The 13,272-nt window shown below is 55.8% G+C and carries 11 protein-coding genes; 9 read left to right on the forward strand and 2 right to left on the reverse strand.

Translation table 11 applies throughout. The features are described from left to right. Window positions 1-2 precede the first annotated feature (2 nt). Window positions 3-1,250 (forward strand): carbohydrate porin, encoded by a 1,248-nt coding sequence (locus ABLN94_RS14140; protein ID WP_352993315.1) that lies wholly within the window; start codon window positions 3-5, stop codon window positions 1,248-1,250. A 474-nt stretch (window positions 1,251-1,724) separates the two neighbouring features. Here the strand turns inward: ABLN94_RS14140 and ABLN94_RS14145 are convergent, their stop codons facing one another. Beyond that, the gene (locus ABLN94_RS14145; RefSeq protein ID WP_352993317.1) at window positions 1,725-3,086 is read right to left on the reverse strand and encodes a PLP-dependent aminotransferase family protein; all 1,362 of its coding nucleotides are present in this window, start codon (window positions 3,084-3,086) and stop codon (window positions 1,725-1,727) included. A 175-nt stretch (window positions 3,087-3,261) separates the two neighbouring features. Here ABLN94_RS14145 and ABLN94_RS14150 point away from each other — a divergent pair, with 175 nt between their 5' ends. The 3 genes from ABLN94_RS14150 to ABLN94_RS14160 are packed head-to-tail and all read left to right on the forward strand — an operon-like array spanning window position 3,262 to window position 5,632. Beyond that, on the forward strand, window positions 3,262-4,410 hold the full coding sequence (locus ABLN94_RS14150) for an aminotransferase class V-fold PLP-dependent enzyme (RefSeq protein WP_352993319.1): 1,149 nt from the start codon (window positions 3,262-3,264) through the stop codon (window positions 4,408-4,410). 24 nt (window positions 4,411-4,434) lie between these two features. Further along, window positions 4,435-4,908 carry a RidA family protein gene (locus tag ABLN94_RS14155; RefSeq protein WP_352993321.1) on the forward strand — a complete coding sequence of 158 codons (474 nt, stop codon included), beginning with the start codon at window positions 4,435-4,437 and terminating at the stop codon, window positions 4,906-4,908. Between the two features lie 34 nt (window positions 4,909-4,942). Then, window positions 4,943-5,632, forward strand: coding sequence for an aspartate/glutamate racemase family protein (locus ABLN94_RS14160; RefSeq protein WP_352993323.1), 690 nt, complete (start codon window positions 4,943-4,945; stop codon window positions 5,630-5,632). A 524-nt stretch (window positions 5,633-6,156) separates the two neighbouring features. Here ABLN94_RS14160 and ABLN94_RS14165 read toward each other — a convergent pair. Further along, window positions 6,157-6,969 (reverse strand): TetR family transcriptional regulator C-terminal domain-containing protein, encoded by an 813-nt coding sequence (locus tag ABLN94_RS14165; protein ID WP_352993325.1) that lies wholly within the window; start codon window positions 6,967-6,969, stop codon window positions 6,157-6,159. Here ABLN94_RS14165 and ABLN94_RS14170 point away from each other — a divergent pair. From ABLN94_RS14170 to ABLN94_RS14190, 5 genes are read left to right on the forward strand one after another with little or no spacing between them, the layout of a single operon-like run. After that, complete coding sequence (locus tag ABLN94_RS14170) at window positions 6,968-8,605, forward strand: phytoene desaturase family protein (RefSeq protein WP_352993327.1); 1,638 nt, start codon at window positions 6,968-6,970, stop codon at window positions 8,603-8,605. The genes ABLN94_RS14165 and ABLN94_RS14170 overlap by 2 nt on opposite strands. A 10-nt stretch (window positions 8,606-8,615) precedes the next feature. Continuing rightward, window positions 8,616-10,187 (forward strand): phytoene desaturase family protein, encoded by a 1,572-nt coding sequence (locus ABLN94_RS14175; RefSeq protein WP_352993329.1) that lies wholly within the window; start codon window positions 8,616-8,618, stop codon window positions 10,185-10,187. Then, window positions 10,187-11,365, forward strand: coding sequence for an aminomethyltransferase family protein (locus ABLN94_RS14180; RefSeq protein ID WP_352993331.1), 1,179 nt, complete (start codon window positions 10,187-10,189; stop codon window positions 11,363-11,365). Before ABLN94_RS14175 ends, ABLN94_RS14180 begins: the two co-directional genes overlap by 1 nt. A gap of 28 nt (window positions 11,366-11,393) precedes the next feature. Then, window positions 11,394-12,794, forward strand: a complete 1,401-nt coding sequence (locus ABLN94_RS14185; RefSeq protein WP_417750522.1) for an aminotransferase — start codon at window positions 11,394-11,396, stop codon at window positions 12,792-12,794. After that, complete coding sequence (locus tag ABLN94_RS14190) at window positions 12,791-13,255, forward strand: GNAT family N-acetyltransferase (RefSeq protein ID WP_352993335.1); 465 nt, start codon at window positions 12,791-12,793, stop codon at window positions 13,253-13,255. Before ABLN94_RS14185 ends, ABLN94_RS14190 begins: the two co-directional genes overlap by 4 nt. The last annotated feature ends 17 nt before the right edge of the window (window positions 13,256-13,272 follow it).

Here is a 13,272-nt window from a genome sequence, read left to right on the forward strand (position 1 = left end):
CGATGCTGCTCATCTTGAGCAATGTTTGTGCCAACGCTCAATCAAATTCGAAAGATCAGGGCCAAACGCTTTCCGGGTATAGTGAGCCGGCGAGTCTCGAAACAGGTGACAGCGTTACTGAGGATCTCTGGATTGACAACCACCGGGTTGATGGCCTTCTCACCTTCCCCAGAGTCCAGAAGTTCTTTTCACCTTGGTTCGACTGGAAAAAAAGGGTCAATGACAAATACGGTCTGGAGCTTGGTTTCAGCTATCAGTCCCTGCGTCAGGAGGTGAACAGGACGCTGGGCGAAGACAATGCCGCTGCCGCCCGGTTGCAACTCCAGGGGGCATGGACCTTGGTGGGACGCAACACCAAAAACGTTGGAAAGCTGACCTTTCGTTTAGAAGAGCGCACCACACTTGGGACATCTATCCCACCAACCAGCCTTGCGTCTCAATACGGTGGTATCGCACCTTCCGGTGGATTCAGTGATTTCGGATTTGCCGTCACGGAGCTGGCTTGGCGTCAGGCCTTGCTAGACGGGCGGTTTCGGTTCGTATTGGGCAAGATAAGCGCCTTGTCCTGGTACAATGGCCACGCTTTGTCTTCGAGCTTGCGCGGTTTTCAGAACCTCGCCTTGCAAAGCAGTTTAACCAAGCCATCTCCCGGTCGCGGGATCGGTGGTGGCGTAGCATACGAGTTTACACCTCACTTTGGCGTGGTTGCGGGCATACATGACGCAAATGCAACAACAGCCGGGAATCCCTTCGACACAATAGGTGAAAAAGAGTTTTATCAGTCGATTGAATTCCGGTACTGGCCGACCACTCCGGAAAGACGTCGCTGGGATGTGGTTCGCTTGCAGTTCTGGCATCAGGACGCGCTGGCGGCCAAGGGCGTTCCAGCAGGCAAAGGTGTCACGTTTCTCGCCAGTAGGCTCTATAATGATAAGTGGTTTCCGTTCTTTATCGCTGGTCACTCGGACGGCAATGCATCTCTGATGAAGACCGACGTGACCGCTGGGCTCGGCATCGCCATTGACACAGAGCATCGGGTCGCCAGCGACGTCATCGGCTTGGGTGTCAGCTGGGGCGATCCGTCTAATCCAGCATTGCGCGATCAAATCACAACCGAGGCCTTTTATCGCCTCACGCTGGTCCAGAACTTTGTGATTACTCCATCGATTCAGTGGGTCAAAAATCCCGCCGCCACTACTGCCTTTGATGATGTTCTAACCGCGGGTATCCGTGTTCGTGTGACGTTCTAGATTGCCCGTTTCGACCCATACTTTGGAAAGGATTGCCATGTGGCAGAGGTTTGCCAGTTAGGCATGGTGGCAAAGCTTATTATTACATTTCGAGCCGGCGCTATACCGGCCCAAACCTGTGCTCAGGACACCAATTCGGCCGCCGCCAGTAAAGACAATCCTGAAGCGGACACAACTGTGGTCGGTTCTGGTGCCGGGTCATCGAATATCTCAAATGGCGGGAGACGTTGCAGTGTGAAAGCTTGGCGTTTGTCGTCTCCTGTCGGCCATCCACTAAACTCTGCAAAGTCTGCTTTCTGCGCATTGCCGTAACAGGGGCATCCCGCAGCAATGGTACGTTTGGGCTCAATATTGCCGTTCTCTGCGGTTTGCATGGTTGGCGGGCCGCAGCCCGAAGCGGACCTTCAATCCAAGACTTTGCAATTCCGGCTTAGCGGACATTCCCCCCTTTCGAGTCCTAGACGCAATGTCAGCTCAACCCCAAGCCCGTTTGTTCTGTGAAGCCTGTACCACTGTTCGAATAGTTATCAGTGCGCTTTCCGTGGTCGCTCGATCCCGAGGCGCGCCGATACACAGCCTAAGCCCATTTTGCAGTCCGGAGCGTTCGCCTTTTGCTGCAAACAAAGAAGCGGGGGACACTAGCACATTTGCCTCAGCGAGAGCTTCTACCACCCAGTCTTGCCGAGCGTTGGACGGCAGAGGTAGCAGCACATGCATGCTTTGTGGTTCTGTTACGACCTCCATGCCATCAAGAACACGACGTAAGATCGCTTGGCGTTTGAAAACCTCTTTGCGCTTGGCACGCACGACCGCCTTGTATTGACCGGATGCAATGATCTCAGAGGCAACTGAGACCATAAGTGGTGCGTTCATCCAGACGGAGGCGCGTTGGGCACGGTCCACGGCATATTTATAGCTGTCTGGCGAAACGAGGAAGCACACTCGCAGGCCAGGAGCCCAACTCTTGGAGAGTGTTCGGATGTAGAGCGTACGATCTGGGGCAAGTTCAGCGAATGACGTTGGCGGCTGTTCGAGCAGGAAGCCATAGGCGTCGTCTTCGACAACCATGACATCATTCGTCTTGGCGATTTTCACGATTTCTGACCGGCGTTCCATCGGCAGCGTGGTCGAAGTCGGGTTTTGTACGTTGGGGATACTGAAAAGTGCTGAGACATCGTGCTTTTGGCACAGCCGAGCAAAGCTCTCTGGGATGATCCCTTCGCTGTCGGCGTCCACTTCCACCACGTCCAAGCGGAGCATCTCACAAGCCAAACGCACCATCGGATAGGTCAGACGCTCAACGGCCACGACTTGCCCCGGACGGCAGGTTGCCATCAATGCCAGCATCAAGGCGTGTTGCCCGCCGCTGCATATGGTGATCGCCTGGTGGCTGTCGATGGGCTTCTCACGGTCTTCGTTGAGCCACCGCCATGCAGTCAACCGGTCATACTCGGCCCCCGGATTGTTCCGGTAATCGAGTACATCACAGCCAGGATCGGCCAGCACCTTTGCAATCGCATCTTTAAAGATGCCGTCCTGCTCGGGCAGAACCAGGTGGTTCTTGCTGAAGTCCACCACCGCTTCACCCGGAGTCTCGTAGGAAAACTCCATCGCGCGGGCATCGGCATTCATGCGGACGAAGGTTCCACGCCCGACTTCGCCAATTGTAAGGCCCATTGCCTCCATCTCCGAGAACACCTTCGTTGCGGTTCCCAACGACAGCCCATGACGATGGGCAAGTTCCCTATGTGTCGGCAGGCGGTCACCGGGCTTGAGTGTTCCACTGCGGATATCTCGTACCAGGTCGGCGGCTACGTCTTTGTACTTTGCTCGCATTGGGCGATCCGCTCTTTGAACAATACAGAGATTGTATTGTATAGCTAAGGTTTAGCAAGGACGCTTCAGGTATGAAGGGAAAATCATTGTCTTATATACAATGAAATTATTGACCCTTTGATGTGATACAATCAGATGTTTGTTCTATGTCATTGATCCATAGAGGCGACGTGAGATGACGAGTATCCCGTCACAAAGGCACCTGTTCGATATCCCGTCAGACTTGGCGTATTTCAACTGCTCGTATAATGCGCCACTGCTGAAGAGGGCGGGCGAGGCTCTGGTTGAGGGCGCCCTTTCCAAATGTCGCCCCTGGGAACGCAAGCCCAACAACTTCTTTGAGGATGCCGAGGCTTTTCGTGCTGCCGCATCCAGAGCATTTGGTGTCAGTGCCGACAACTTCGCCGTTACCCCCTCGGCCAGCTATGGATCGTCAACGGTGGCTCGTATCTTGGAAGAACACCTGTCAGATCAGGATGAGATCATCGTGTTGGACGAGGCATTCCCGTCCAATTACCTACCGTGGCAGCGCCTGGGTCAAGAAACAGGGGCCGAGTTTGTCGTCGTGCCAACGCCAGAGGACTTCGGATGGACCCAAGCCGTCCTGGACCGCATCACGCCCAGGACCAAGCTGGTTGCCATTCCCAACTGCCATTGGACCAATGGCGCTCTGCTTGACCTCGACAAGATCGCTGAAGCGGCCCGTTCAGTGGGGTCTTACTTCATCCTTGAGGTCACGCAGTCGTTAGGGGCCAAACCAATCGACATCGCTTCACTGAAGCCGGACTTCCTAATCTCCGCCGGATACAAATGGTTGCTTTGCCCCTATGGCCTCAGCCTCTTCTACGCCGATCCCGAGTGGCACGATGCGCGGCCTTTGGAAGAGACATGGCTCAGCCGGGCCGATGCCGAAGTGTTTGAGAACCTCGTTCAGTACAACGACCAATACCAAGTCGGGGCCCGCCGGTTCGAGATGGGTCAAAAGAACATCCCCTCGATCCTGCCCGGTGGCGTTGTGGCATTGGAGCAGATTGCTGATTGGGGCGTGGCCAACATCGCTGAGACCCTTGAAGCCATCAATGACAGCATCGCGGCGATCCTGGAGCCGTTCGGCTTTGTGCCAGTACCTAAAGAGGTCCGGAGCCCTAACATCCTCGGAGCGGGGCTCGAAGGCGGCATTCCAGAGACGCTCCTCCCCAGCTTGGCCGAGCGCAATGTCTATCTCAGCCGTCGCGGCAGCTCCTTGCGGTTCGCCCCATACATGCATGTCAACGAAGATGACCTCGACCGACTATCCGAAACCCTGAAATCCGTATTCCATTAGAGGCGAGCATCTGCTCGATATCCCATGTCCATTAACCAACGTTTGAAAGACCTTGGCATTCAACTGCCCGACGCTGTAGCCGCTGTGGCCAACTATGTTCCAATTCACATGAGCCCGGACGGCACTCTCCATGTGTCTGGACAAATTGCATTCGTAGATGGGGCGTTGGCGGATCGGGGAACACTCGGCAATTCCATATCTGTAGAGGACGCTTATCAATCTGCCCGCACCTGTGCGATCAATGTCCTCGCCCAGGTATCAGCCGCGTTGGGCGGAGACATGGACCGGATCGTCTCTTGCCGAAAGCTTACGGTCTTTGTCGCTGCAACTCCCGACTTCGAAGAGCACCCAAAGGTTGCCAACGGGGCCTCGGACCTGATCGTTGAGGTGCTTGGAGAAATTGGCCGGCACTCCCGTTCCGCCGTTGGGGTGTCCAGCCTACCTTTCAACGCTCCAGTCGAAGTTGAGGCTGTGTTTGAGGTCAACCCAGCTTCCTGAGATTAGAAATCCAAGCGACAGGGGAAGAACGACGATGAAAACGATTGGCATTTTGGGCGGCATGTCGGCGGCATCGATGCAACTCTACTATCGTGAGCTTTGTGATCTCACCCGCGAAAGACTGGGCGGACTGCATTCCCCTCAATTGTTGATCAGGTCGTTGGATTTTGCGGAGATCGAAGCGCTCCAGGCCAAGGGGGCTTGGCGTGAGGCCGGTGACATCCTAAACCGTGAGGCCCACGCACTGGAGCGAGGTGGTGCGGACCTCTTGATCCTTGCCACAAACACCATGCACAAGCTGGCCGATCAGATGATGGAAGGCGTCGGCATTCCCTTGATCCACATTGCGGATGCCACAGCAAAAACAATACAGTCTGCCGGACTTAAACGCCCTGGGCTGATGGCCACAGCGTTTACAATGGAGCAGGCGTTTTACACGGATCGTCTGAGAGCGGCTGGGTTGGAACCGCTTGTCCCGAACGATGATGACCGCGCTGAGGCGCACCGGATTATCTATGACGAGCTTTGCAAAGATATTACGACAGAGACCAGCCGTAGCACCTGTGTCGAGATCGCATCGCGCTTGGCAGAAGCCGGAGCCGACTCTATTATCCTGGGATGCACGGAGGTTGGGATGCTGCTCAACTCAACCAACGTCACGGTTCCAGTTTTCGACACTACTTTGATCCATTGCCAAGCGGCACTGGATGAAGCTCTAGCATAAAGGCAATAGCTCCAGAGTGTTGAAGTAGTATTGCGTCTTATAACCTCCGCAGCGCACTAAATCCAAGGCCAACAGACCCGCAACGAATGTCGGGGTTGCCGGATGTCGTCTTTGGGCAGCTCGCTTGACTTTGCAAAGTCCGCTCTCTGCGCCTTGCTGTAATTGGGGCATCGCGCAGCATCGGTAACTAAGGGCTCGTTGCTGAAGTCTTCTGCACCCCGTATCAGCGACCGGTGGCAGCCCAAAGCGGACATCGTACTCCTCCAAAGACGGGCGGAAAGCTGTCGTTCGCCGCGGTAGCAGAATAATTTGTCGCAGGTCCGACAAGAGGACATTCAGGATAGAAATTGCAGCTGGCTCGAACCGGCGATAACGCTGTGGCCTTTCATAAGCAAATGCTAATGGTCAAGTTTGAATACACACTCCGAAGAGAGGCTGACCGAATGATCAGGTTAAGGTAGAAGTCGCTTATTCTTCGGCTGCCTTTAGAGTGATCTAAGTCGTTTGCAAGGCTGCTGTTTGCTCTACTTCCCAACCTTTGCTTGGAATGCCTCCGCATGGCTGGGGAATAGCGTTTGAAGGAAATTTAGTGTCTGTGTCAGCGCCCCTTCACGTGAGTAGATGTGTGGGAACAGATGCAGTTTCTGCCAATAACCGTCAGTCAGCGTATCGATCCAGCCGCCAGCTAAACTGGCCTTGTCAGGGTCGTCCGGCACCAGCTGATGGCAGATCTCGCTGAGCATCTTGGACCGTTTGTCTTCAAATTCGCGGTTAATTTCGGCATATTGTGGAACAAAATTCTGTTCCCCGAAGAAGGCAAACCAGATGGCGAGCGCATTGGAATTGCAGATCTTGGGGCTAAAATCCGCCTCGATGATTGTGCGCAACCGGGTCGCGGGGTCTTCTGGTGCCTTGCCCAAGGCCGCCACCCAGTGGGCCTCGTAGGTTTGGTACTGATCCCGCAGGGCTTCAGTTAAGATTCCGGTTTTTGACTTGAAATAGAAGACTGCCACACCCTGGGACAGTCCGGCTTCATTGGCGACGGTCGCCAGCGTAGTCTTGGCAAGCCCGTTAGTCACAATCGACTTAAGAGTCGCATCGAGAATCTGACGCCGTCGCATGTCGGCGTTTTCCTTGCGTTCTTTGCGCGGCTTCCTGCCGCTGCCCTTAGATGCCACCATGAGAAATCCAAACCAAACTTCAACTTTTTCCCTTGTTCCACAATTCGCTGTTCCTGTCAGCCCACTTATTTTTATTTGAGCGCTCAAAAAAACTTTACGAAAAATATCTTCTCCTCTACGCTCCACCTGACAAAGGTCGAGCCAGGAGAGATTCATGGGGCAGCACGACAGATATGACGCGATCGTCGCAGGGGCAGGGCACAATGGCCTGACTACAGCCTGCTACTTGGCTAAGGCAGGGCTGAGGGTTCTGGTTGTGGAAAAGAACGATTGGATCGGTGGCGCAGCTGTGAGCCGGTCGCTGCATGAAGGTTGGACCTACTCCAACTGCTCCTATGTCTGTTCGTTGCTTCGTCGCGAAATCGTTCGCGACCTAGAACTGCCAAAATATGGGTTGCAGGTAATCCCCTATGAAGGTGGTGCAAGCTTTAGCAGCGACGGCGGTTATTTCGCCTATATGTCGGACCATGACGCTCTGCGTCGGGAAATAAGTCGCCACAGTGCGCATGATGCAGATGCCTATGACCGGTTCAGCCAGACAGTGATCCGGCAATGCCGCTTCATTCGGCCTTTCCTGTTGCGAAACGCACCGGACCCCACATCGTTAAAGCCGCGCGACATCGGCGAGCTGCTGTTTCTTATCAAACAGGCGCACGGTCTGGGCAAGAAGGAGTTGGGCGAGACCCTGCGCTTCTGGTCGATGTCGATCGGCGACTTCTTGGATGAACATTTCGAGAATGACCTGATCAAAGCGCACATAGCCGGGGCAGGGATCATCGGTACTGGCTTGGGCGTTTATTCACCGGGTACAGCGTACGTTCTGTTGCACCACTACATGGGCGACGTAGACGGCGCGATTGGAGCCTGGGGCTTTGCCCGTGGCGGAATGGGTGCGATCTCCAACGCGCTTGGGGCCTGTTTTGAGGAAGCAGGCGGAACTATCGTAACCGGCTCTGGCGTCGACCGCTTTTTGGTTTCCAACGGCCGGGTTAACGGCGTGGCGTTGGAAAACGGCGATGAATATCGCGCGCCTATAGTAGCGTCCAACATGGATGTGAAGCGAACTTTCCTGGAGCATACCGAGCAGCAGCACTTACCCTCCGATTTTCTGAAGGCGGTCAAAAGGTTCAAGATTCGCGGCTCCTCGGGCAAGTTGAACATCGCGCTGGATGCCTTGCCCGAGTTTCCTGCTGCGCCCAAAAATGCGCTTTTCTTGCGTGGAGATCTGCACTGCGCCGAAAGCCTGAACGAGCTGGAACGCGCCTATGACGACTGGAAAGAGGGACGCTGGTCGCAAAACCCTTATTTTGACATGCTGATCCCCAGCCAGATTGACCCGACCATGGCGCCGCCAGGCAAGCACATGATGACCGTCTTCGTACAATATGCGCCCTATGATCTGGAAGTGGGCGGCGTGCGCGCTGGAAACAACTGGAATGGCCAGACCCGCGGCGCCTTTGCCGACTGCGTCTTCGACAAACTGGAACAGGCCTGTCCTGACATCCGCAGCAAGACTGTACATGCTGAAATCCGCACCCCTTGGGATGTCGAGCAAGAAGTCGGCCTTACCGAAGGCAACATTTTTCAGGGCGAGCTCACCTTTGATCAACTGCTCTTTAACCGCCCGGTTCCCGGCTACGCACAATATGATACGCCGATTGGCGGCATGTATATCGTCGGATCCTCAGCCCACCCAGGCGGCGGTGTGATGGCGGCTCCGGGCGCCAATGCTGCCAAAGAAATCCTGCGCAACATTGGCAAAAGCAACGCAATGACCGGCTACGCAGCCTGAGGAGTATATGATGACGACACCTACCTATGATGCGATTGTCATTGGCGCGGGTCATAACGGGCTGGCTGCGGCTACGACGCTGGCCCGTAAGGGTAAATCGGTCTGCGTGATCGAAAAGAACGAGACCGCAGGCGGTATGGCGCGCAACACCACGCTTGCAGGAGGGATTCAGGTGCCGGAGATCGCGCATCTGCTTTACAACCTTCACCCTAAAGTGACTAAAGAGTTGGGCCTTGGGTCAGCACGTGCTCCCTTGGAATTGCGCAAGCTGGCTTCAGTGTCGTTATCAGAAGATGGCAATCATGCGATCATCCGTGACGGTAAGGCAGAATTGGTAGACGGCCGACCTCATCCCGAAGCTGCGCCTTTTGCCGAATTGATGCGCCGTTTGACTCTGTTTGCGGGTTTGCTGGGCCAGCTTTCTACGAAATCCCCTCCGTCGTTTGAAGGCGGCTTGACCAGCCTGAATGCGCTCACCGAACTTGGCGGGTTGGCAAAGCTGGGGCTGGATCTAAAGCGGATAGGAAAAAAAGACATGCGCGAGTTTCTCCGCGTGCTCCTGTCCAACGCCTATGACTTGATATTGGACGATCTTGAGGACAGCCCGCTGGCCGGAGCGTTGGCAGCGGATGCGGTACGCGGCGCTTATGCGGGTCCGCGCTCGCCAGGAACTGTATTTACTTTGATGTATCGCATGGGGCAGGGCGGCGGAGCGCAGCTACCTTTGGGCGGCATGGGCGCTGTTTCTGCCGCGTTCGAGAGCGCGGCTCGCAAAGCCGGGGTGGAAATCCGCACTGGCACCGGCGTAGCCCGGGTGTTGGTTGAAAATGATCGTGCGTCGGGCGTGGTACTTGGGGACGGCACCCAAATCTATGCGCGGGCGGTTTTGAGCAATACAGGCCCGATGCCCGCGATGATGTTGGCAGGCGCAAAACACTACGACGTCGAAGCAGTCCGGCGAATGCGCAACCAGCGCTGCAAAGGCTCGGCTGCAAAGGTCAATCTGGTGCTGAACGGCACGCCAGAGTTCACCGGCCTCAATACCGACCTTGCGGCAAGCCGACTGTTGATTGCCCCCAGTGCAACTTATGTGGAACGCGCCTTCAACCCGGCGAAATACGGAGAGATGCCGGAAAACCCAGTTATTGAGGCGATCATTCCCAGCCTGACAGACCCAACGCTGGTCAAAGACGGGCGGCATGTGATCTCCGCTGTGGTCAGTTCTGTTCCCTACGGGCTGGAGGGCGGCTGGAATGATGCCGCGCGTGAAAGGCTTGCGGCGATCACAATTGCTACGCTGGAAAAGTACGCACCCGGAATTGGGGCATTGGTCATTGAGAAGCAGGTGCTTAGTCCCGCCTGTATCGAGGCGCGGACAGGCGCACCAGGGGGGCATTGGCATCATGCTGAGATGGGCATCGACCAGATCCTAACGGTGCGGCCCGCCAACGGCATGGCGCATTACCAATTTGGACCCGAAGGCTACTACCTGTGTGGTGCAGGCGCGCATCCGGGCGGAGACGTGACCGGTTTGGCCGGTCGCAACAGCGCGATGCAGCTTTTGAAGGACGGGGTGCTCTGATGACCAAACATGTTCCAATTGGGCTGATTGAAACTCCGTTCCAGCAGCGGTTGGAGGCGCTCAGCACTGCCAAGAGCTGGACCAATTGGGCGGGTTATGTCTCACCCGCTACGCTGGACACAGTGGAGTTCGAATATTTCGCCATTCGCAACCAGACGACCCTGTTCGACATTTCGCCGATGCACAAATACCGCATTACCGGGCCAGATGCGTTGGAGGTCGTGAACCGGCTGGTGACCCGCGACACCGCCAAACTGCGCGACGGGCGGGTCGGCTATGTTCTATGGTGCGACGAAGAGGGCATGGTGATCGACGATGGCACCCTGTTCCGCTACTCCGAAACAGATTTCCGCCTTTGCTGCCAGGAGCCGATGTATACATGGCTTCTCGACACCGCCTGGGGATTTGACGCCGAAATCGCTGATGAGAGCCAGGACATCGCGGCCCTGTCTTTGCAGGGGCCGACCTCGTTCTCGCTGTTGCAGGATGCAGGGCTGGGCGATGTCGCAGAGATGAAGCCCTTCGACTGGCGCGAGATCGAGCCCGATCTCTGGGTATCGCGCACTGGGTTCACTGGTGATCTCGGTTATGAGCTGTGGGTTCCGAACGGCAACGCGTTGGACTTGTGGGACCGGTTGTGGGCGTCAGGTAGTCACTGGGGATTGAAGGCGATCGGCTTCGAGGCGCTCAATATCTGCCGGATCGAAGCGGGGTTCGTCGCGGCTGGTTTCGACTTCCAACCCGTTCACACCGCCATGCGCCTGCGGCGCGGCCGCAGCCCGCTGGAGCTGGGCTTCGCTAAAATGGTGGATTTCACCAAGGGCCATTTCAACGGGCGCCGCGCATTACTGAAGCAACGGCAAACCGGCCTGCGGTATCACCTGCGCAAGATCGATATTGGCGGTTTCAAACCCGCTGATGGCGCTCTGATCTATCACAAGAAGAAGAATGAGGTGGGGCATGTGACCTCTGGCGTATGGTCCCCCACGACCAAGCGCAACATTGCGCTGGCCGAGTTCAAAGCGCCTTTCGGCGAGGGCATCACGGATGATCTCTGGGCAGAAGTTTACGTCAACGAAGAGGGTCAATGGGACAAGCGCCTTGTGCCGGTCACCATCGAAGACAAACCCTTTTTCATCAATAGCCGCGCGCGGGCAACCCCGCCACGCTCGTTCTAAATCGGATCAGGTACTTCCAATGACCAAAATGAAACCGAATACCTTTTCAAACGAACCGAGCCCGGACACCTTGCACGAGTGGGATCGCACTCATCAATTGCACCCTTGGATGGCAATGGACGACTGGCGGGGTTACGACAATATGTTGATGGAGACCGCCGACGGAATTTACTTGTGGGACGCCTCCGGCAAGCGCTACATCGACGGGCCCGGCGGTATGTGGTGCACCCAGATCGGCTATGGGCGTCAGGAGATGGCCGATGCTATCGCCGCGCAGGTCATGAAACTGCCCTATACTTCTCCCTTTACCAACACCACTGAACCATCGGCGACGCTCGCCAAGAAGATTGCCGATATGGCACCCGGCGATTTGAACAACGTCTTCTTTACTACCGGTGGCTCGACGGCCGTGGATACGGCGTTGCGTACGATGCAGTACATGAACAACCGTCGTGGCAAACCGCAGAAGAAGAAGATCATCGCCCGAGAAAAGGGCTATCACGGCTCGACCTATCTGGCCCATTCGGTAACCGGCAAAGAGCGCGACCAAAGCCACTTCGATTTTGAGACGCGCCTGGTGCATTTCCTGCCCGACGTGAACCCCTATCGCCGTCCTGCGGGCATGAGCGTCGAGGATTGGTGCGATAACAAAGTCGCCGACCTAGCTGCCGCCATTGCAGAGATTGGCGCGGAAAGCATTGGCGCTTTCATTGCCGAGCCGATCCTTTCCTCCGGAGGCGTCATTGTGCCTGCTCCCGGCTACCACAAACGGACTTGGGAGCTCTGCCGCGCCAACGATATCTTGTACATCTCTGATGAGGTGGTGACCGGTTTCGGTCGGCTGGGTCATTGGTTTGCTTCCGAGGAAGTATTCGGTATTCAGCCCGACATGATCACCTGCGCAAAGGGTCTGACCTCTGGTTATTTACCTTTGGGCGCATGCATCATTTCAGACCGGGTTATGGAACAGATGAGTCACTTGGGTACACCGTCTTCCTACACAAATGGGTACACCTATTCAGGTCATCCGGTCTCTTGCATCGCAGCGCTGAAGAATATCGAGATCATCGAGCGAGAAGATATCCTGGAGCATGTCCGCACCGTCACCCCGCATTTTCAAGCACGCCTGTGCGAACTTATGAAGTTTGAAATCGTCGGCGATGCCCGCGGTGAAGGACTTTTGGGATGTATCGAATGCCGGGCGGAGGATCTGGAAGCCGAGCGCAAGCTTGGCGCGATGATCGATGCCGCCTGCGAAGAGATGGGCCTGATCGTGCGGCCGCTGATCAACATGGCTGTGTTCTCGCCACCGCTGATCATCACTTTGGAGCAGATCGACGAAATGTTCGACATTCTTGAACGCGCCATTCAGCAGGTGGAATCTGCGTTAGCTAAGGGAGAGTGTCACACTGCGCTCAATCAGAAATGACCTCAATTAAGCGTGACGCCCTCACAATTCGACCACTAACCGCCGCAGATGAAGTCGAATGGCGACGCCTTTGGACTAGCTATCTGGAGTTTTACGAAACAACTTTGCCAGAGGCGGTCTATGAGACGGCCTGGGCGCGGCTTCTGAAAGAGAGTGTTCGTGAGTTCCAAGGGGTGGTAGCTGAATTGGATGGCCGTTTGGTCGGGTTGGCGCACTACCTGTTTCACCGAACGCTTTGGTCAACCAAGGACACCTGCTATCTTATGGACCTTTTTGCTGACCCGTTGGTACGGGGGCAAGGGGTGGGCGGCGCCTTGATCGAGGCGGTACGTCAGCGTGCGCTATTGGCTGGCATCCCTAGCCTTTACTGGATGACACAGGAGTTCAACTACACAGGAAGAATCCTCTATGACAAAGTAGCTGAGAAAACCCCCTTTATTGTCTATGAGATCAACAGCTGATCCGCTGATGGCGAGGT

Source organism: Ruegeria sp. SCP11 (assembly GCF_040329455.1).
Classification (GTDB): domain Bacteria; phylum Pseudomonadota; class Alphaproteobacteria; order Rhodobacterales; family Rhodobacteraceae; genus Ruegeria; species Ruegeria atlantica_E.